The organism is Mesorhizobium sp. 43Arga, from assembly GCF_053714255.1.
The window spans coordinates 451,725-471,711 of sequence record NZ_JBSKBO010000005.1; the positions used below are offsets into that span (position 1 = coordinate 451,725).

Sequence of the window (19,987 nt, forward strand, 5' to 3'; positions counted from 1 at the left end):
TTTCATCCCCGGCTCCATTTACGGTCTTCAATCCTGGAGGCCCAACGTCACTCCTCCAGAACCAAGCTAGTCTCAGGAGAACGTCAGGTCGCCAATCGGGGTGTGCGCCGGAAACGACGCGTCGATTGCCGTGCTGCCGCCACCGCCCTGGGTGATGGTTTCGATCGAACCATGTACCGTCAGGCTTGGCGTTTCGTACTCGTGCTTTTCAACATTCTGTTCCATTTTACTCTCCAATGAGGACTGGAAACGGCCTGTCGAGTGCCGTCAGCACTTTCATGCTGCGATGCAATAGCTGCATAGCAACATTTATGAGTCAAGTCTGATTTACCTCCGGTTAATCAATTACGGGTTGCGGGCGTCACCATGTGTGTTCAAATGCTCAAGATTCCGCCTTTCTTGAGCTGAAGCCCGGTGCAGTCTGCCTTCGGCGCGGGCGATTCTTTAAGAGACTGAATTTGTTTGCATAAAAAGTCCATAGCGTTGGCGCTTTTTTAGGCATGGCTAAAAAGATGAATTCTTGCTAGCCAGCCGGCGTCGATGATCGGCTGAAGCGCCTCGATTGGGTCGGAATTTCAGCCATTTATTGCGCCGCATCGAGAAAGGATGGCAAACGCTCTGGTTGCAAAATTTCGCACTGCGAAAGGAAAGACTTTACGGCGTCGAGGTTTTTGAGGATGCTTTGTTTCGCACTTGCAGCATAAACGTCGTGCAAACCGCATTTTGGAGACTATGCGCTCAATGGCCTTGCCGGAAAGTTCCTATGAACGACTGCGCGCCGCCGACTGTGCCGACGAGATCGCCTATGTGCGGGCCTGCCTTCGGTTGTATTTCTCAGGCGCGGCGGCTCCGGCCGGCGATGTGTCGACGCCGAGCCTTTCCGCTGCCGCCGTCGCCGATATCGCCAGGCTGAACAAGGTCGCCACCTTCGTCCTGAAGGTGCTGTCGCGCGCCCCGGTAGGCGAAAGGCTGGCTGAACTGTTCCAATGGCTCGACACCTATCGCCGGCGCACGGTTTCGATGAACGCCGCCTGTCTCATGGATTCGATGGCGATCCACCAGGCGCTGCGCGACAGACAGATCGATTTCGTCTTTCTCAAAGGTCCCTTCCAGCAGTATCTGCTCTATGACGACCATTTCATGAAGCCTTCGGGCGATGTCGACATCCTGGTTTCCCCGGCCGGATTCTCGAGAGCGCGCGATGCGCTGCGCTCGATCGGCTATGAGGTCTCGGACAAGTCACGCTCCGTCTGGTGGGTCCGCTTCCTTGGCGAACAGCACATGATCCGTGGCAACGGGCCGTCCACGGTCGACCTTCATTATCGCCTCCAGCAGCCCGGTTCGCCCAGTCCGCGCGACGCCGACGGCTTCCTGCGGCGCAAGCGGCTGGTCGAGATCACCGGCACCGAAGTGCCGTTCACCTCGGTCGCCGACACGTTGATGCTGTCCTGCATCAGCGTCGCCAAGGCCCTGTTCAACCACGAACCCTGCGCCGGCTATGTCTGCGATATCAGGGCCAGCGCCAACCGTCTTGGCGAGGTCGATCAGCAGCGCGTGCTGGATGCGGCGGTGAGCCAGGGGCTGGACGACACGTTGCTGCTCGGCCTGCGCGCCGCCGATGTGCTGCTGGGCGGCACAGGCACGCTTTTGTCGGAGCGGGCCAAGCCGATCCTGTCGCGCATCGGCAATGAGGACCTGCTCAACATGGTCATCGCGCCATGGCTGTCGTCCTTGCGGTGGCCGCAGCGGCGAACGGTGTTGTGGGAATTGTGCGGCAGGGCTCCCGTCCGCTATCTGGCCGAGGCCGGCTGGGCAGCGTCGGCGGATATCAGTCGCCGCATCTTCGAACGGCCGGCCAGCCCGTGATGGCTGTGGCGTCGCAATGCGTACAGGGCGAGGGCAAATCGGAACCTGTGCAAGAGGCTAACCCATGTCGATGACGAAATCAGAAGTCTGCGTGATCATCGCGGCCAAAAATGCGGCACGCACGATCGCGGTCGCCATCGCGTCCGCGTTGCGAGAACCCGAGGTGGCGGAGGTCGTCGTCGTCGACGACGGCTCCAGCGACAATACGGCCGAGGTCGCCCGCTCCGCCGACGACGGCAGCGGCCGGCTCAAGGTCATGCGCCTCGACGTCAATCGTGGCCCCTCCTTCGCCCGCAATGCCGCGATCGCCGGCTCGAAAGCGCCGTTCATCAGCATTCTGGATGCCGACGACTTCTTCCTCGAGGGCCGGTTCCGCAACCTGTTTGCCGCTGCCGACTGGGATTTCGCGGCCGACAACATCATGCTCATCAGGGATGATGCGACGAGCGACGCGACCAAGATCGCCGCCCCGGATTTTGCCGCCGATCCGGAATTCCTCGACTTCGAGCGCTTCGTCGAAGGCAACATCTCCAGGCGCAGCGTGCAGAGAGGCGAGCTTGGCTTCCTGAAGCCGGTGATCAGCCGCGCCTTCCTCGACCGGCACCGATTGCGCTACGACGAAAGCCTGCGGCTGGGCGAGGATTATGAGCTCTACGCCCGCGCGGTCGCCCACGGCGCGCGGTTCAAGGTCATCCGTTCCTGCGGCTACGGCGCCATCGTGCGCGCTGATTCGCTCAGCGGCCGCCACAAGACCCAGGATCTGAAGCGGCTGGCCGACGCCGATCTGGCGCTGCTGGCGATAGACAGCCTGCCGGAAGGTTCCAAGGCGGTGCTGCGGCGGCACGAACGGCATGTGCGCGACAAATACCGGCTGCGCAATTTTCTCGACGTGAAGGCCGAGCGCGGGTTGGCTTCGGCCGCAGCCTACGCCTTTGCAAGTCAATCCAACCTGGTCCCCATCGTCCAGGGTGTGGCCTCCGACAAGCTGGAGGCACTGTTTCGGCGCGTTGGCCTTGTGTCCAGGCAAAAGCGCGTGCCGCCGCTGCGTTTCCTGATGGCCGGGACCAGTGCCGGCAAGGAGCGGTAAGGGGCGGGGAATGCCTGCTTCACCTGTCAAAAGCACACGCACCGCGCAAACCATTTCCACCGGATTTATGAGTTTACGAATTGGGTGGTTGCCTCTCGGCTCCGACGATGGCAGTCTATGTTGCGGTGCAGCAAATTGAACGACCAACCGAACTGGCCCCCGATCGGATTGGTCCGATGTCTCTCCCGTCAAAAGGAGTTGGACAATGCAGTACGAGCTTTTCAGCCCCGCTTGCGGGGATTGGCCAGTGGTCCGGCAGGTAAGCCGGCGATGACAGGAATCTAAGCCCATGGCCTCGATATTTGGCTTCAGATCAAGGGATCCTGCCCGCGACCGGCAGGCCGACACGGCGCGCCTCGACCGGCTGGCGAAACTGTTCGAGCAGGTCGCCGCCGAGATCGAAGCCGAGAAAACCGGCCTGGAGAGCCGCTACCGCAAGACGGCGACCAACGCCGCCTTTCTCGTCGAAGCCATGGAAAACGGTTCCGCTTCGCAGAGGCGCTCATCCGAAGTCAGCGCGTTGACCCAATCGATCCTGAATTGCGAGCGCCGCATTGCGGCATTGTCGCGCCAGAACGGCCTGATGAAGGAGCTCCGTCATTCGCTGGATATGGTCTTCGACGAGGATAGGGCGTCCGATTCGGTCGACTTCGCCAGGCCCGCGGGCGCCGGCCGGGCGTGACGGTCACGGCGCGAAACTACTTCAAAGGCATGATGCAAGCTTCGAAGGTATGATGCAGACAGGAGAGGGAATTCGGGAGGGTCAAGAGGAGGCCAAGGTTGGCCCGTTTGGAAGCGGTTCAAACGTCGACTCTGGGTTGGGGACGCACAGCACAAAGGTGAGTTTGGTATGAATTCAGATCCGAAAATCACGTCCGCGACAGCAGTTGACGCAACCTCCGCCGCACATGAGACCCGGCAAGCCGACCCGCGGCGATTGGGCTTCGTCGGCGGGCTGCTGCTGGCTGCTCTCGGCAGCCTCTTTGCGGCTCCCTCCCATGCGCAGGATATCCAGTCCGCTCCCTCTTTCGTCGATGATTTCAAGAGCTTCGACAAGTCGCGCTGGTATGTGTCCGACGGCTGGAGCAACGGCAGCCACCAGAATTGCACTTGGTCGAAGGGGCTGGTCGAGCTTTCAGACGGTGTGCTGTCGCTTGGCTTCGAAAAACAGAAACTGAAGGATCGCGAGTTCGCCTGCGGCGAGATCCAGACCAAGCAGCGCTTCGGCTATGGCACCTATGAGGCACGGCTGAAGACCGACACCGGCGCTGGCCTCAACGCGGCCTTCTTCTCCTATATCGGCCCGTCGGACAAGCAGCCCTGGGACGAGATCGACTTCGAGATCCTGACCAAGGACACCTCCAAGGTGCAGGTTAACGCCTATATCGACGGCAAGGGCAAGAACGAGAAGCTGGTGGAGGTACCGGGCGGCACCGACAAGGCCTTCAACGACTACGCCTTTGTCTGGGAGAAGGACAGTTTGCGCTGGTACGTCAACGGCCAGCTGGTGAACACCATCACCGACCCGGCGAAGCTGCCCAGCCATGCGCAGAAAATCTTCTTCAGCCTTTGGGGCAGCGACACCATGAAGGGTTGGATGGGCGCGTTCGCGGATCCGGGGCGCAAGCTTTCGCTGCAGGTCGAACGCGTTGCCTTCACCGCGCTCGGCGAGCCATGCCAGTTTCCGGAATCGCTCGTATGTAGCGTAAAAGAGTTGGGAAAGACGAATTGAACCGGCCGGACCGTAAACGGGTCGCGGCCATGGATGGGAATGAAACCGAATGAACTTGACGGTGTTTGGAATTGGCTATGTCGGCCTCGTGCAGGCGGCGGTGCTTGCCGAGGTTGGCCACCAGGTTGTTTGCGTCGACATCGACGAAAACAAGGTGGAGCGCCTCAACCAGGGCTTCGTGCCGATCTTCGAGCCGGGCCTCGAAAGCATCGTCCGGGAGAATCACGCCGCCGGCCGCATCAAATTCACCACCGATGCCGCCGCGGCCGTCCGGCACGGTGAAATTCAGATGATCGCGGTTGGTACGCCGCCCGGCGAGGACGGCTCGGCGGACCTCAAATATGTGCTGGCGGTCGCCGAGACCATCGGCCGCGAGATGGATAGCGCCAAGATCGTCGTCGGCAAGTCGACCGTGCCGGTCGGCACCTGCGAAAAGGTGAAAGCCAGGATCGCCGAGACGCTGAAGAAGAGAGGGCGTGAGGACCTTGCGTTCGACGTCGCCTCCAATCCCGAATTCCTCAAGGAAGGCTCGGCCGTCGCCGACTGCATGAAGCCCGACCGCATCATCGTCGGCACTTCGAGCGAGGGGACCGAGGCGGTGATGCGCGAGCTCTACGCGCCCTTCAACCGCAACCACGAAAAGATGATCGTGATGGATGTGCGCAGCGCTGAATTCACGAAATACGCCGCCAACTGCATGCTGGCCACCAAGATCAGCTTCATGAACGAGATGGCCAACCTGGCCGAGCAGCTCGGCGCCGACATCGAGGAGGTGCGCAAGGGCATCGGCAGCGATCCGCGCATCGGCTACCACTTCATCTATCCGGGTCTCGGCTATGGCGGCTCATGCTTTCCCAAGGACGTTCGCGCCCTGATCAAGACCGCCGAGGGCGTCAAGTTCGACGCCAAGCTGCTGCGCGCCGTCGAGGAGCGCAACAATGACCAGAAATCCGTGCTGTTCGACAAGGTGAACCGCTATTTCAAGGGCAATCTCAAGGGCAAGACCTTTGCGCTCTGGGGTCTGGCCTTCAAGCCCAACACCGACGACATGCGCGAGGCACCGGCGCGTGTCCTGATGGAAGCGCTGTGGAAGGCCGGCGCGACTGTACAGGCTTACGATCCCGAGGCGATGCAGGAATGCCAGGCCATCTACGGCCTGCGCGACGACCTGCTTTTGTGCGGCACCAAGGAAGCGGCACTGCGCGGTGCCGATGCACTGCTCATCGCCACCGAATGGAAGAGTTTTCGAGCCCCGTCCTTCGATGCGTTGAAGGACGCGCTGACCACGCCAGTCATCTTCGACGGCCGCAACCTCTATGACCCCAAGGTCGTGGCGCGCCACGGCATCGAGTATCATTCGATCGGCAGAATGGCGGCATGAGAGCGAGCGTGGGAAGCAAGCAGAGTTTGGCACGCGCGCCCGGCGCGGAAAGGAGTTGCGGCTGATGGTGCTGGACGTAAAGCCAGAGCAAATCACCAAGGATCATTTCGATGTCATCGCGATCGGTTCCGGTTTCGGTTCGGCCTTCTTCCTGCACGAATTCGCCAAGCGGCGTAAGGCGCGCATCCTGATCCTGGAATGGGGTCGGCACAACACGCATGAATGGCAGCTCGGCCAGAACGCCAACACAGACATCGACGACGAGTCGACCTACAAGACCAACTCCGACAAGCCGTGGAATTACACGATCGGACTGGGTGGCGGGACCAACTGCTGGTTCGCGCAGACGCCGAGGTTCCATCCCAACGACTTCAGGCTGAAAAGCACCTATGGCATCGGCAATGACTGGCCGATCAGCTATGACGATGTCGAGCCGTTTTACTGCGATGCCGAAGAGATCATGTCGATTTCCGGCGATCCCGACATGGCGGCGATGCTGCCGCGCTCGAAACCGTTTCCGCAACCGCCGCATCGCATGTCGACGCCGGACAAGATGATGAAGGCGGCCCAGCCCGACCAGCATTTCGTCATGCCGACCGCCCGCGCCCGGGTGCCGACCGCACAGCGCACCTCGTGCTGTGCCAATCTGCGCTGCTGGCTATGCCCGGTCGACGCGAAATTCACAGCCAACAATGGCCTGATGCATGTCTTCGAGCATCCCGAAATTTCGGTCTGCCTCGGCGCGGAAGTGCGGCGGCTCGATCAGGTCGGCGGCACGGTCCGTTCGGTCACCTTTGTCCGCGACGGCAAGGAGTATCAGGTCAGCGGCGACCTCTTCGTTCTCGGCGCCAACGCCATCCAGAGCGCGGCGATCATGCTGCGCTCTGGCCTGGGAGACGAATTCGTCGGGCGCGGTCTGCATGAATCCTATGGCTGGAATTTCGAGGTCTATCTCGACGGCGTCGACAATTTCGACGGCAGCACCATTACCACCGGACTGAATTTCGGCCTCTATGACGGTCCGCACCGGTCCGAGCACGCGGCAGCGCTGGTCTATTTCGAGAACCGCTGGCAGCACGGGATGCGCGCCGAAAAGGGGCGTTTGCGGCAGGCGCTGCCGCTGGTCGTGGTCACTGAAAACCTGCTCGATCACGAGAATTTCGTCACCCTCGACGAGGACGACAATGCCTTCGTCTCCTTCAAGGCGCCTTCAGACTATGCGGTCAAGGGCATGGCCCGGGCGCTGGACAGATTGCCGGAACTGCTTGCCCCGCTGCCGGTCGAACGGCTCTTCGACCGCGGCATCCGGCCAACGGAATCGCATGTCCAGGGCACGCTGAGGATGGGGACCGGCCCGGCTGATTCGGTGATCGACAGCAACATGGTCCATCACCGGTTGAGAAACCTGGTTGTCGTCGGCACCAGCACCTATCCGAGCTGCTCCTGCGCCAACCCAAGCCTGACCGCGGCGGCTTTGTCCCTGCGGGCGGCGAGCCGGATCGCGTGAGAGGAGCGAGCCGATGATCGAAGTCACACGGCGTTCGGCACTGGCGATCCTGGCGGGTGGCGTTGCCTCGACGGGCGTTGCCTACGCCGCCGTCTCCTCGTTTTCGGACGAGGATCTGGTTCGCGTCACGCTGGAAAAATATCTCGGCAGGCTGAACATGCGCATCGAGCATCTGCAGCAGTTCGTGCTGGAGTTCCGCAAACGCAATCCGTGGATATTCCCGAGCCAAAAGCTGGGCGATGCCGTCACCTTGCTTGAAAAGACGAAGCTCGGCCAGGCGCGCGGTTTGCTGCCGCGGCAGAAGCGGCACGATCTCACGCATTTCGATCGCTGGGCCGTCGCCGAGTTCCATATGCTGACGGACTACGCCTGGCGCAGTTCGCCTGACGATCCGATCCGGTTCACCGGATGGAACTCATGCACCAATCCGTTCGCGACGCTTGATCCGCCACAGAGCGCTTGAAGTGCCTTCGACGCGGCTCTTCATCGGCCGCATGACTGAAACGCGAAAAGACCAGGAGCCAGGATCATGAAAGTCCTCTTTGCCAGCGGCAATGGCTATCCGCCCGAGTTCGGTGGCGGCGTCCAATCCAGCACGCATCATCTGGTGCAGCAGCTGATCGAACATGGCCATGAAGCATCGGTGCTCTGCGCCCTGTTCGGCGACGGCATGTTCGGCTTCAAGGCGCGCGCCAAGATGAAGCTCATGCGGCAACCGGCGGTCGTCGACAGCTTTCCAGGTTACCCGGTGATAAGGACATGGTTTCCCTGGGAGGCGGCAGGGTTTGCCGTCAAGAAACTGAAGCCGGATGTGACGGTGGTCCAGTGCCACAAATCGGTTCCGCTCGGCAAAGCGCTGCAGGCCGAGGGCGTGCCGCTGGTCGTCTATCTCAGAAATGTCGAGTTCCACGAGCTGGGCGGCGATCTGCGCGAGCTGGGTTCCGCGCTCTACGTCGCCAATTCGGAGTTCACCGCGCGCAGCTACAAGAGGGAATTCGGCATCGAGTCCACGGTCATTCCGCCGACCATCAACCCGATGCAGTACAGCACGCCGACCACGGGCCAGTTCGTCACCCTGATCAATCCCTATGAGGAAAAGGGCTTCGAACTGGCGGTGCGCATTGCCGGCGCCTGCCCGGAAATCCCGTTCCTGTTCGTTGAAAGCTGGAAGCTGGAGGACGACCATCGCGCGCGCATCGAGGAGACGATCGCGCCGCTCGGCAATGTCACGCTGGAGAGCCGCACCAACGACATGAAGACGATCTATGGCCGCACCAGGATCCTGCTCGCGCCCTCGAAATGGGAGGAGGCCTGGGGCCGCGTCGCGTCCGAGGCCCATTGCAGCGGCATCCCGGTCGTCGGCTCACGACGCGGCGGCCTGCCCGAAGCCATCGGCCCCGGCGGCACGGTGCTCGACTACGACGCTCCGCTCATCGACTGGGTCGCGGCTGTCAGGCAGCTGTGGAACGACAACAAGGAATATGAGCGGGTTTCAAACCTCGCGCGCGGCTTCGCGGCGCGTCCGGAGCTCGATCCCGATCGCCAGTTCGTCACCTTCTTCTCGATACTGGACAGGGCGGTGCGACAGCGCGCGCTGCAGGCGGCTTAGAGCAATTCCAGGAAAAGTGTGAGCGGTTTTCCGTCCAGACTTGCGTTAAAACAATAAGATAGAGCGGTTCGCCGTTTCCGTGAAACGGTGAAACGCTCTAGCCAGCACTCAACAAGCCAGCCGATCAAGCCGGGCGCTTGACCCGGTTTTTCAGCGTCTCGTAGCCGCGGGCGCCGAGCAGGGCGCGGGCCAGGGCCTTGGCGGCGCCCTTGCGGCCTTGCTGCGAGTTGATCTGCCGCAGCCTGGCCGGCAGGTTGCGCGCCGCTTGGCCCAGCGCTGGCAGCGACAGCGCATCGGGGAAGCTCACCATATGGGTTTCGACGCACAGCACCGGCTTGCCCGACAGCTCCGTGATCTTCAGCGCCTGCGCATGCTCGCTTTCGATAAACAGGATGGCGTTGGATTTGCGGTAGAAATCGGCCTTGAAACTGCCATGCGCGCCGAGCCGTTGGCGCTCCGCCTTGCTCGGCAGATCGAGCATGATCAACTGGTCGTACAGGATCCCGTTCTTGGCCAGCCACGCCTCGGTCAGCGCGCGGTATTTCTCCAGCCGGCTGGTGACCAGCCAGCCGATCCTGTGGGTCGGGGCATGAAGCGGCCGCGCTTCGCTGAGGAACTTCTCATAGGCCGGACCATCGTCGTTTTCCGCCTCGGTCGGATCGAGACACAGAACGCCGTCAATGTCGACGCAGCATTGCGCCAGGAATTTGTGATGCATGAAGTTCCACTGGAACATACGTGGATGCGGCACGACCTCGAAGACGACGTCGGTTTCCGGATGTTGCGTCTGCAGGCCGAACACCGCGGCAAAGGTGAGGTCGGCCTCGATGCCGGCTGCTTGGATGCGGGCGCGGGCGTCACGCATGGCGTTGCCGCCGGCGACGCTGTCGTCGATTACCAGCACCTTGCGCATGTCCGCGACCTTGCGATCGAGCGCGGCGCGACGCTTGGTGATGCCTGAGGTGTAGACCCGGCCTTCCAGGAAACTGTCCAGATCGGTCATCGGAATATTCGCCGCAAGGCTGACCAGCGTCGCCGCCAGCACGCCGCTTCTGGGCACGCCGACCACCAGGTCGATATCGCGCGGCAGCCGGTGAAGGTTGCCGACAATCGTGTCGTTCATGTCGGAGATCGATCGGTAGTGCATGGATCAGACCTGATGTTCGTGTGGATATTGGATAGCCGGCAAAGGCGCCGAAATTATTGCGCCTCGCGCGGCGTTGCCGTCGGCTGTCTTGCCGGCAGCATTTTCAGGGCCTCGCGCAAGGCCTCGCGGCCGGATGCGAAGGCCAGCGCGACGACAATGGTGATGAGGTACGCAAGGATGGCACCGCTGGCCAGGGCGATGACATGCTGCTGCGGCAGCATCGGCTTGATCAGCCAGACGGCCGCCAGCGCCAGATGCGCGCCGAGCACGAACGGCGTTGCGGCGCGCAGCACATGGCTGGCCCGCAGCGGTCCGCTCTTGCCGACATAGAGCCACAGGAACGGCGTGCGCAGATATTCGCTGACCGCATAGGCGATCGCCACGCCGAGCGCGCCATAGGGTAGGCCGATCGCGAAGGCGAGCACCGAGGTCACGGCGGTGATGATGCCCCAGCGCATGAAGTCGCCGGAGCGGCCCTGGCTGACGAAAAGCCAGCCCGCCGGATTGTTGAGCGGCTGCAGCAGCCCGGCAAAGCCGAGCGCCAGGAAGATGGAGGCGCTTGCGCGCCACTGTTCGCCGAGCACGAAGGGGATCAGCACGTCCGACATGGCGGTGGCGAAGGCGACGCCGGGCAGCGCCACCAAAAGGATCAGCGGCATGACGCGCAGATAGGCGCTGCGGTAGCGGTCCGGCTCGTCCTTCAGCCGGGACAGCGCCGGCACCATGACCTTCGACAGCGGATTGGTGATCTGGCTGAGCGGGAACAGAAGCAGCTTGTAGGCGCGGTCATAAAGGCCGAGTTGCTGCTCGCCCCAGTATTTGCCGATCAGCACATTGTCGAGGTTGCGGGCAAAGAAATTGGCGAAGTTGAAGCCGGTGATGCCGGCGCCGAAATTGATCAGTTCCCCGATGCCGGCGACCTTGCGCGGCAGGCCGGGCCGCCAGCGCGAGCTTGCCCAGTAGCACAGCGTCGGCAGCACGGCGCCGGTCAGCGTGCCGGCAAACAGCGCCCAGTAGGAACGGTCGATGAAGGTCCAGGCGATCGACACCACCAGCCCGGCAACCGCGCTGGCGACATCGATGACCGCCAGGCGCCCGAACTGCATGCGTCGCGTCAAAAGCGCCAGATGCTGGGCGCCGAGCCCGTAGGCCATGATCTGCAGCCCGAACGCGGCGACCAGCCCGGCCACGCGCGGCTCGCCATAGAAGGCGGCGACCAGCGGTGCTGCGCCGGCGAGCACGCAGGCCAGGATGGCACTGACCGCGACATTGATCCAGAAAAGGTAGTTCACCTCCTCATGCCGGATGCCCGATTTCTGGATCGTCGCCTGGGTCAGGCCGAAATCCTGGAACAGCGCGATAAAGGCCAGCACCGGCGCGCACATCGCCACGACGCCGAAATCCTGCGGCGACAAGAGCCGCGACAGCACGATGACGGATATGATCTGTGTCGCCACCCGCACCGATTGCGACATGGCGGTCACCACCGCGCCGCGCCCGACCGATTTACGCAGCGAGCCTTCCGGCGGATCGAATGGATTGGCTTCCAAATTCAGGATTCCTGATTTTTGCGCGAATTTCCGTACCCTGAAAATTCACGCCCGCCGCCAGCCCCAAACTACGGCAATAATTTTGCAGTGCAACAGAAAATGTCCAACGCCGCGCCAAAAATGTTGCGATGCAGCAAGAGCTGTACTAGCATCGCTATGGGTGGGGTCAAACAGCGGTCGAGTTTTCATGCTGCATGTCTTGTACCTGGTGCACGATGTTTCTGATCCGGCGGTTCGCCGACGGATCACAATGCTCAGGACTGGCGGCGCCCGGGTCACTCTGGCGGGTTTTCGCCGCACCGCAACCCCGATTGCCGACATCGAAGGATTGCAGCCGGTCGACCTTGGCGCGACGCGCGACGGCCGATTCGCCCAGCGCCTGGCGGCGGTGGCGAAAGCGGGGGTTTCGATAGGCTCGAAGCTGAAGGGCCTGCCGCGGCCCGATCTCATCATCGCGCGCAATCTGGAAATGCTGGCGCTGGCGCGCCGCGCCAGGTCGGCTTTCGGCGCCACGGTGCCGATCGTTTATGAGTGCCTCGACATCCACCGTCTGGTGCTCCGCGACGATATGCTGGGCAAGGCGCTGCGCGCCACCGAGCGTCACCTGGCGCGCGACGTGAAGCTGCTGGTGACCAGTTCGCCCGCCTTCATCGCCAATTATTTCAAGCCCTTTCGCCAGGTCGCCGCACCCGTCGAGCTGATCGAGAACAAATATTTCGAGGCCGCGGCGATCCTTCCCGGCGAGCGTGAGCCGGTGGAAGCGCCGGCCGCGCCGCCATGGCGGATCGGCTGGTTCGGAGCGCTGCGCTGCCGACGCTCGCTCAAGCTGCTGGCCGATTTCACGCGTCGTATGGACGGACGTTTCGAGATCGTGCTGCGCGGGCGTCCGGCACTCTCCGAATTCCCGGATTTCCACGCCTTCGTCGATGCCGAGCCCTATTTGTCGTTTCGTGGACCCTACCGCAATCCGGAGGACATGGCGGCGATCTACCAGGATGTGCATTTCTCCTGGGCGATCGATTTCTTCGAGGCGGGGCAGAATTCGGAATGGCTGCTGCCCAACCGCCTCTACGAAGGTTGCCGCTTCGGGGCGGTGCCGATCTCGATGGGCCATACGGAAACCGGACGCTTCCTCAGCCAGGAGGACATCGGCATCCTGTTGCCCAAGGCGACGCCCGACGCGCTCGAAACCGCACTCGGCACGATGGACGAGCAGCGCTTCGGCAAATTGAAGGCGCGCGTGCTTGCCCGCAATCCGAGGACGTGGAGCTACGATCGCAGCGACTGCAGCGCGCTGGTCGAAAAACTGCGCCGCCTGACCACCGTGCGCGAACCCCTCGCGACCGAGGCCCTGGCATAGGATGAACATCGCCCCGATGACGCAAGCGTTTCCCTCCAGCCTGATCGTGATCCCTTGCCTGAACGAGGCAGCCCATATCGGTGCGTTGCTCGGCCAGCTCTGCCCGGCGGCGGCAAGGCTAGGCGCCCGGATCGTCGTCGCCGATGGCGGCAGCACCGACGGCACGCTGGCCATTGTCGAGCAGATCGCCGCGAATGACCCGCGCGTTGTCCTGCTTCACAACAAGCGCCGCATCCAGAGCGCGGCGATCAATCTCGCCGTTGGAACGTTCGGGGAAGGCGCTGAGTATCTGATCCGCATCGACGCGCATGGCGGCTATCCCGACGATTACTGCGACCGGCTGCTTGAGGAAGCACTGGCCACATCAGCCGATTCGGTCGTGGTTTCGATGCTGACCAGCGGCAGCGGCGCCGTGCAGAAATCGGTCGCGGCGGCGCAGAATTCGAAACTCGGCACCGGCGGTTCCAAGCATCGTCACCTCTCCGCCGGAGAATGGGTCGACCACGGCCATCACGCGCTGATGCGGATATCGGCCTTTGGCGCTGTCGGCGGCTATGACGAGACCTTCAGCCACAATGAGGATGCTGAGTTCGACTACCGGCTGCGGCAGGCCGGCTACAGGATCTGGATGAGCGGCAAGACGCAGATGGTCTACTATCCGCGCGCCTCGCTCAAAGGCCTCTATTTCCAGTATCTCGGCTATGGCCGCGGCCGCGCCAAGAATGTGCTGAAGCACCGCGTCATCCCGAAGGTCCGGCAGATGGTGCCGCTGGCGGTCTTCCCGGTGGTCCTTCTGGCTGCCTTCTCCTTCGTGCACTGGATCGCGGCTCTGCCGCTGCTGGTCTGGGCTTCGGTCTGCCTGGGCTATGGCCTGGTGACGGCCATTCGCCAACGCAACGCCGACATCGCGCTGGCCGGTGTGTCGGCCATGGTCATGCATTTCGGCTGGTCCGTCGGCTTCTGGCTGCAGCTTCTCGGCCTCGGCGCGCGACGCGGGGTGGCGTGATGGTGGTCCAGGCCAAGAACCGCAGCATCGACATCGGCGTGTGTACTTTCCGCCGGCCGGAGCTGGCAGACACGCTGCGCTCGCTCGCCGCCATGGACATGCCTGAAGGCTTCGATGTCGGCATCATTGTCGCCGACAATGACGACACGCCAAGCGCGCAGGCATTGGTGACGGCGCTGTCGCAGGAATTGGCGCTGCCGGTCCGCTACCGGCATGCCCCGGCGCGCAACATCTCGGTCGCCCGCAACGCTTGCCTCGATGCCAGCGAGGGGGATTTCCTCGCCTTCATCGATGACGACGAGACTGCCTCCGTCCGTTGGCTGGCCGAGCTGGTGGCGAAGGCTGCGGAGAGTGGTGCAACGGCGGTCCTCGGCCCGGTGCGGGCGCTCTACCGCCCTGATGCACCCGAATGGATGCGCCGCGGCGATTTTCACTCGACCTTGCCGGTCTGGGTGCGCGGCGAGATCCGCACCGGCTACACCTGCAACGTCCTGCTGCGCATGCGGTCGGACAGCCTGCGCGGCCGTCGCTTCAGCCTGGCACGCGGCCAGACCGGCGGCGAGGACACCGAACTTTTCGATCAGATGGTCAAGGCCGGCGGCCGCATCGCCTTCGCTCAAGACGCCTGGGTGGACGAGGTTGTGCCGCGCGCAAGGGCCGCGTTCGACTGGCTTGGCCGCCGCCGTTTTCGCGTCGGTCAGACGCATGGTCACCTCTTGGGCAGCAATGCGCGTGGCATCGGGCTGATCAAGCATGTCGGCCTGGCCGCAGCTAAGGCAGCCTTTTGCTTTGCCGCGGCTCTTCCGGTGGTCGCCAGTCCGGTGCGCAGGAACCGCAGCGTGCTGCGCGGCATCATGCATGTCGGCGTCGTCAGCGGCCTTGTCGGCGTCCGCGAACTCCGCCTCTACGGTCAACCGTCACCTGGGGAAGGAGGCAAGCGTGCAGCCTGATGTTTCCTATGCCCCCGATGTTTCCTTTGTGATCGCCGCCTACAATGCGGAGGCGACGCTCGACCGGGCGATCGCCAGCGCCATCGCGCAGAAAGGTGTCAGCGTCGAGATCATCGTCGTCGACGACCAGTCGCGCGACGCCACGCTCGATGTGGCGCGGGCCTATCCCGGGAACATTGTGCGCGTCGTCGCGCTTGCCAGGAATCGTGGTCCCGGCGGCGCCCGAAATGCCGGGCTCGACGTCGCCCGCGGCAGATGGGTCGCGGTGCTCGATTCCGACGATGCCGTCTTCCCCGGCCGTATCGCCGCCATGATTGACCGCGCCGAAAAAGCCGATGCCCAGATCGCCGTCGACAATCTCCAGGTCATCCGCGAGGACGGAGTTGTCGAGGATGCGATGTTCCCGCGTCAGCATCTGGAAGGCCTGCGCGAGATTTCGCTGGCCACCTACATAGCCGGCAACGTCGTCTTCGAATCGAAATTCAATCTCGGCTACCTCAAGCCGATCTTCCAGCGCCGGTTCCTCGACGAAAACCGGCTTCGCTATGACGAGCAATTGAGGATCGGCGAGGACTACATTCTGTTTGCCGAGGCGCTCGCAAAGGGCGGCAGATGCGTGGTCGAGCCGGAGATCGGCTACGCCTACCATATTCGCAGCGGCTCCATCTCGCGTGTGCTCGAGCTTCACCATGTCGAAGCGATGCGCAAGGCGGATGCCGCATTCGCTCAAACCCATCGGATGGACGAGGCGACCCAGGCGGCCTTTGCCCGGCGCGGCCGCAGCCTGCGCAAGGCAGCCTCCTTCCTGGCGATGGTCCAGCACATCAAGGCGCGGTCCCCGCTCAAGGCGATCCGGACGGCGCTCAGCGACCCGGCGGCGGTCAGGCATATGGGCATGCCGATCGCCGTGCGGTTGCGACGAGTAGCGGCACAGTTTGCCGTGGGGGCGGGGAGGTGAAGATGCAGGCACATGGAGGGATTTTTCGTGGCCTGTGAATGGACTGAAGTCGATCTCCTCAGAAGGAATTTGCGATGAAGAAAATCAGGAAGGCCGTGATACCAGTGGCGGGGCTTGGAACACGGTTCCTGCCGGCGACCAAGTCGATGCCGAAGGAAATGCTTCCGGTGGTCGACAGGCCCGTCGTGCAATATGCGGTGGACGAGGCCTTCGAAGCCGGGATCGAGCACATCGTGTTCGTGACCGGCCGCAACAAGGCGGTCATCGAGGACTATTTCGACCTGCATCCGGAATTGATCGGAACCCTGGAGCAGACCGGCAAGAAGACCCAGTTGGAGGCGCTCGAAAGCATGCTGCCGGTGGCCGGCGCCACTTCCTTCATCCGCCAGCAATCCCCGCAGGGCCTCGGCCACGCCGTCTGGTGCGCCCGCGAGGTCATCGGCAACGAGCCCTTCGCTTTGCTTTTGCCAGACATGGTCTCCTTCGGCGGGCGCGGCTGTCTGGCTGAAACCGTCGACCTCTATGAGCGTACTGGCGGCAATGTCATCGCCGTCGAACGCTGCGATCCGAGCGAGACCAACAAATACGGCATTGTCGGCCGTGGCGCCGAAATCGGCGGCGGTTTCGAGGTCACGGCCATGGTCGAAAAGCCGGCCCCGGCCAACGCGCCGTCAAATTTCTATATCAACGGCCGCTACATCCTGCAGCCCGAGATCTTCGCGCTGCTGGGCAACCAGCAGCGTGGCGCCGGCAACGAGATCCAGCTTACGGACGCCATGGTTCGCCTGTCGAAGGACCAGCCGTTCTTTGCTCAGCCCTTCCTGGGCCGCATGTTCGACTGCGGATCCAAGGAAGGCTTCATCCAGGCCAACATCGCCTTCGCGCTGGCGCGCAACGACATGAAGGGCCCGGTTTTCGAGATGCTTCAGGAGTTCGTCCGGTCGCATGAACGCCAGGAAGAAGCCGCATAATGCCCATCTTTCGGGAGTATTGCCGGATGGCTGGCGGCGAGGGGCCGACAGGCCTCCGTCGTCTGGCATGAAGCTTGCGTTGCTTCTTGGCAATGCTCCCGACCGTTGAAGCGCCTGCAAGCCAAAGCATGATCCCGGAGGTTTCCGAAAAGATCATGCCCAACCAAAGAGATAGAGCCTCAACCCGATGATCGGGAACGCAACGGGCTCTGGGATTGGACCGACGATGAATTATGCCAACTTTCCTCTCGACAAGAGGATGCCATTGCCGAATTCGGATGCAGGAAACGGCGAAGACTTCATCGACGTCGAGCGGCTGCTTGGCATGGCTGCACGGCAGGCCAAGGTGGTTGCCGTGTGTGCCGCCATCGGTCTTTTCCTGGGCATGCTCTATCTGCAGACAACGCCGCCTAAATATGTGTCGGTTTCGAGCGTGCTGATCGACGAGGGCCTGAACAAGATCGTCGACGACATTTCAGCGGCGTCGACGACCATGCAGACCGATTCCGCCATTCTGAGCCAGATCGAGATCCTGACCTCGACGCGGCTCGCCGCGGTGGTCGTCGACAAGCTCAAGCTCGACCAGAACGATGCGTTCATGAACCCGCCCCAATCGGCGCTTGCCCAGGGGGTCGGCCTGATCCGCGGCCTGATCCAGTATGTCCACCCCAGCGCGCCCATGCCGGGCGTCGGTAACATCAGCAAACTCGACCCCGCAACGCGCGACGCGCTGATTGCCACGGCGAGCCGCGACTACGCGATCCTCAAGCTGCAGAACGAGATCCGGGCGGATCGTGTCGGAAGAAGCTACGTCATCGCGCTTGGCTATCAGGCGACGGATCCGGGCCTGGCGAAAGCGATCACCAAGGCCTATGCCGACGCCTATCTGGCCGACCAGCTCGACGCCAGCTTCGACGCCACCGAGCGCGCGGCGGTCTGGCTGCAGGGCCGGTTGACGGAACTGCGCGAAAGCTCGCAGCAGGCCTCTCTGGCGGTCGAGAAATTCAGGGCCGAACATGGCCTGTCCGCCAACAGCGATGGCCAGCTGATGAGCGACAAGCAGCTTGCCGACCTCAACGCCCAGCTCATCGTGGCGCAGGCCGACACGGCGCGCGCCAGCGCCCGCTACCAGCAGTACAAGTCGATCGTCGACAGCGGCTCCGAGAACGCCTTCAACGATGCTGCCATTTCGAGCGATCAGCCGAGCAGCTCGGTCATTTCGGCGCTCAAGACCCGCTACCTCGCCGTCGCCAAACGCCAGCAGGATGTCGAGGCGAATTTCGGTCCGCAACATCCGCAGGCGGTGGCGCTGGCCAAGGAAAAATCCGACATTTCGGCGCAGATTTTCGGCGAACTGAAGCAGCTCACCGAAAGCTATCGCAATGAGTATGAGGTGGCGCGGGCGCGCGAGACCGCGCTCAGGGCCAATGTCGCTGCCGCGCAAGGCAAAAGTTCCATAGACAACCAGTCGCAGGTCCAGTTGCGCGACCTCGACCAGAAGGCGACGGCGCTCACCACGCTCTATCAGACATTCCTCGGCCGCTACGAGGAAGCCGCGCAGCAGCGATCCTTCCCGGTCGGCAAGATCCGCATCATCTCGGACGCCTCGACGCCGCTCTCCGCCTCGAGCCCGCGCACGATCATCGTGCTCGGACTGTCGCTCGTGCTCGGTATGCTGATGGGCGCCGGTTTCGGCGGCCTCAACGAATTCAATGAGCGGTTCTTCCGGACCGGCGAGGAGGTCCGCGACCGCGTCGGCCTCAAATTCCTCGGCTATTTGCCGACCATCGGCAGCAGACCCGCCAAGGACGACAAGTCGGCCGAGGCTCAGCCGGATGCCAAGACGGCCAGGTCGCCGGCCGCCATCGAAAAGCGTGCACGCATGCGGGTGAGCATCGACGCTCCGGCATCGATGTTCTCCGAAACGCTGCGCAGCGCCAAGATCGCCTTCGACGTCGTGATGGAAGGCCACGGCAGCCGCGTCATTGGCGTCATCTCGGTGCTTCCCGGCGAAGGCAAGTCGACGGTCGCGGCCAATCTCGCTGGGCTGCTGGCCGCCAACGGCGCCAGGACGCTGCTCATTGACGGTGACCTGCGCAATCCGGGCTTGAGCCGCAGCCTCGGCATGGAGGCCGAGCAGGGCCTGATGGAGGCCGTGGTCAACGGCCAGACCTGGCAATCCGTCGGCAAGATCGACCGGCAGACCAAGCTCGCCATCATCCCGGCCGTCCTGCGCGGCAACTTCTCGCACACCAGCGAGCTGTTGTCCTCGGCCGGCATGCGGCGCTTCATCGAGAACGCCAAGGAGACGTTCGAATACATCGTCGTCGATCTGCCGCCGCTCGGTCCGGTGGTCGACGCCAAGGCCTTCGCGCCGTTGGTCGACGGCTTCGTGCTGGTCACCGAATGGGGCCGCACGCCGCGCGCCATGGTGCGGTCGATGCTGGAATCCGAACCCTATGTCGCCAACAAGATCGTCGGCGCGGTGCTGAACAAGGTCGACCTGAAGAAGCTCGCCAAATACGGATCGTTCGGGGCGTCGGAGAAATTCTTCGACAAATATTCGAGCTACTATCTCGATAAGTCTGAGGTGCGCAGCAAGGCGGCGGTCTGATATCGGCCGCTGCCCAGCGCGGCTTCAGTCTCCTTGCCTATCGGCGATTCTGATCAGTATCAGGTAGCCGCTCGGGAAATTGAGGCGTTAGTTTTCCGTCCGCATTTCCGCGACGCCAAGTGGCGCTGCTTGGCGGCAAAATGCTCTAACGCCGTTACAGGTGATCCCGTCGGGATCCCTGGTGCTTGATCCACCATCCATTTTGACTCGTCTTCACCTCTTTACACGGTCGCCAATGGCCTAGAGCGC

General features: G+C 62.8%; 17 protein-coding genes. 14 read left to right on the forward strand and 3 right to left on the reverse strand.

Annotation, left to right across the window (positions count from 1 at the left end; genetic code table 11):
• Positions 1-72: 72 nt before the first annotated feature.
• Positions 73-225, reverse strand: coding sequence for a lasso peptide (locus tag ACWGS8_RS20320; protein ID WP_010913078.1), 153 nt, complete (start codon positions 223-225; stop codon positions 73-75).
• Between the two features lie 516 nt (positions 226-741).
• On the opposite strand from ACWGS8_RS20320, the gene ACWGS8_RS20325 reads away from it, so the two are divergent.
• From ACWGS8_RS20325 to ACWGS8_RS20360, 8 genes are all read left to right on the forward strand, one after another.
• Positions 742-1,866 carry a nucleotidyltransferase family protein gene (locus tag ACWGS8_RS20325; RefSeq protein WP_454582589.1) on the forward strand — a complete coding sequence of 375 codons (1,125 nt, stop codon included), beginning with the start codon at positions 742-744 and terminating at the stop codon, positions 1,864-1,866.
• Between the two features lie 64 nt (positions 1,867-1,930).
• A complete protein-coding gene (locus tag ACWGS8_RS20330; RefSeq protein ID WP_454582590.1) occupies positions 1,931-2,953 on the forward strand; it encodes a glycosyltransferase family 2 protein in 1,023 nt (340 codons plus the stop codon).
• A 289-nt stretch (positions 2,954-3,242) separates the two neighbouring features.
• Complete coding sequence (locus ACWGS8_RS20335) at positions 3,243-3,635, forward strand: hypothetical protein (RefSeq protein WP_454582591.1); 393 nt, start codon at positions 3,243-3,245, stop codon at positions 3,633-3,635.
• 168 nt (positions 3,636-3,803) lie between these two features.
• Positions 3,804-4,685, forward strand: coding sequence for an endo-1,3-1,4-beta-glycanase ExoK (exoK, locus tag ACWGS8_RS20340; protein WP_454582592.1), 882 nt, complete (start codon positions 3,804-3,806; stop codon positions 4,683-4,685).
• A 49-nt stretch (positions 4,686-4,734) separates the two neighbouring features.
• The gene (locus ACWGS8_RS20345; protein ID WP_454582593.1) at positions 4,735-6,066 is read left to right on the forward strand and encodes a UDP-glucose dehydrogenase family protein; all 1,332 of its coding nucleotides are present in this window, start codon (positions 4,735-4,737) and stop codon (positions 6,064-6,066) included.
• 64 nt (positions 6,067-6,130) lie between these two features.
• Positions 6,131-7,573 (forward strand): GMC oxidoreductase, encoded by a 1,443-nt coding sequence (locus ACWGS8_RS20350; RefSeq protein ID WP_454582594.1) that lies wholly within the window; start codon positions 6,131-6,133, stop codon positions 7,571-7,573.
• Between the two features lie 13 nt (positions 7,574-7,586).
• Positions 7,587-8,036 carry a hypothetical protein gene (locus tag ACWGS8_RS20355; RefSeq protein ID WP_454582595.1) on the forward strand — a complete coding sequence of 150 codons (450 nt, stop codon included), beginning with the start codon at positions 7,587-7,589 and terminating at the stop codon, positions 8,034-8,036.
• 66 nt (positions 8,037-8,102) lie between these two features.
• Entirely contained in the window at positions 8,103-9,182 is a 1,080-nt protein-coding gene (locus ACWGS8_RS20360) for a glycosyltransferase (RefSeq protein WP_454582596.1), read from the forward strand.
• Positions 9,183-9,306: 124 nt separating this feature from the next.
• On the opposite strand, the gene ACWGS8_RS20365 is transcribed toward ACWGS8_RS20360, so the two are convergent.
• Both ACWGS8_RS20365 and ACWGS8_RS20370 read right to left on the reverse strand, forming a co-directional pair.
• Entirely contained in the window at positions 9,307-10,329 is a 1,023-nt protein-coding gene (locus ACWGS8_RS20365) for a phosphoribosyltransferase (protein ID WP_454582597.1), read from the reverse strand.
• 53 nt (positions 10,330-10,382) lie between these two features.
• Positions 10,383-11,879 (reverse strand): lipopolysaccharide biosynthesis protein, encoded by a 1,497-nt coding sequence (locus ACWGS8_RS20370; RefSeq protein WP_454582598.1) that lies wholly within the window; start codon positions 11,877-11,879, stop codon positions 10,383-10,385.
• 187 nt (positions 11,880-12,066) lie between these two features.
• On the opposite strand from ACWGS8_RS20370, the gene ACWGS8_RS20375 reads away from it, so the two are divergent.
• The 6 genes from ACWGS8_RS20375 to ACWGS8_RS20400 all read left to right on the forward strand — a co-directional run bounded on the left by ACWGS8_RS20375 (position 12,067) and on the right by ACWGS8_RS20400 (position 19,738).
• Positions 12,067-13,239 carry a glycosyl transferase family 1 gene (locus tag ACWGS8_RS20375; protein ID WP_454582599.1) on the forward strand — a complete coding sequence of 391 codons (1,173 nt, stop codon included), beginning with the start codon at positions 12,067-12,069 and terminating at the stop codon, positions 13,237-13,239.
• A gap of 16 nt (positions 13,240-13,255) precedes the next feature.
• The gene (locus ACWGS8_RS20380) at positions 13,256-14,245 is read left to right on the forward strand and encodes a glycosyltransferase family 2 protein (protein WP_454582600.1); all 990 of its coding nucleotides are present in this window, start codon (positions 13,256-13,258) and stop codon (positions 14,243-14,245) included.
• Positions 14,245-15,195: a glycosyltransferase gene (locus ACWGS8_RS20385; protein ID WP_454582601.1), complete on the forward strand. Its 951-nt coding sequence runs from the start codon at positions 14,245-14,247 to the stop codon at positions 15,193-15,195. Before ACWGS8_RS20380 ends, ACWGS8_RS20385 begins: the two co-directional genes overlap by 1 nt.
• Positions 15,185-16,153: a glycosyltransferase family 2 protein gene (locus ACWGS8_RS20390; protein WP_454582602.1), complete on the forward strand. Its 969-nt coding sequence runs from the start codon at positions 15,185-15,187 to the stop codon at positions 16,151-16,153. The genes ACWGS8_RS20385 and ACWGS8_RS20390 overlap by 11 nt, the downstream gene beginning before the upstream one ends.
• Positions 16,154-16,227: 74 nt before the next feature.
• Positions 16,228-17,124 (forward strand): UTP--glucose-1-phosphate uridylyltransferase, encoded by an 897-nt coding sequence (locus tag ACWGS8_RS20395; RefSeq protein ID WP_019862855.1) that lies wholly within the window; start codon positions 16,228-16,230, stop codon positions 17,122-17,124.
• Between the two features lie 226 nt (positions 17,125-17,350).
• Positions 17,351-19,738, forward strand: a complete 2,388-nt coding sequence (locus ACWGS8_RS20400; protein ID WP_454582603.1) for a polysaccharide biosynthesis tyrosine autokinase — start codon at positions 17,351-17,353, stop codon at positions 19,736-19,738.
• The last annotated feature ends 249 nt before the right edge of the window (positions 19,739-19,987 follow it).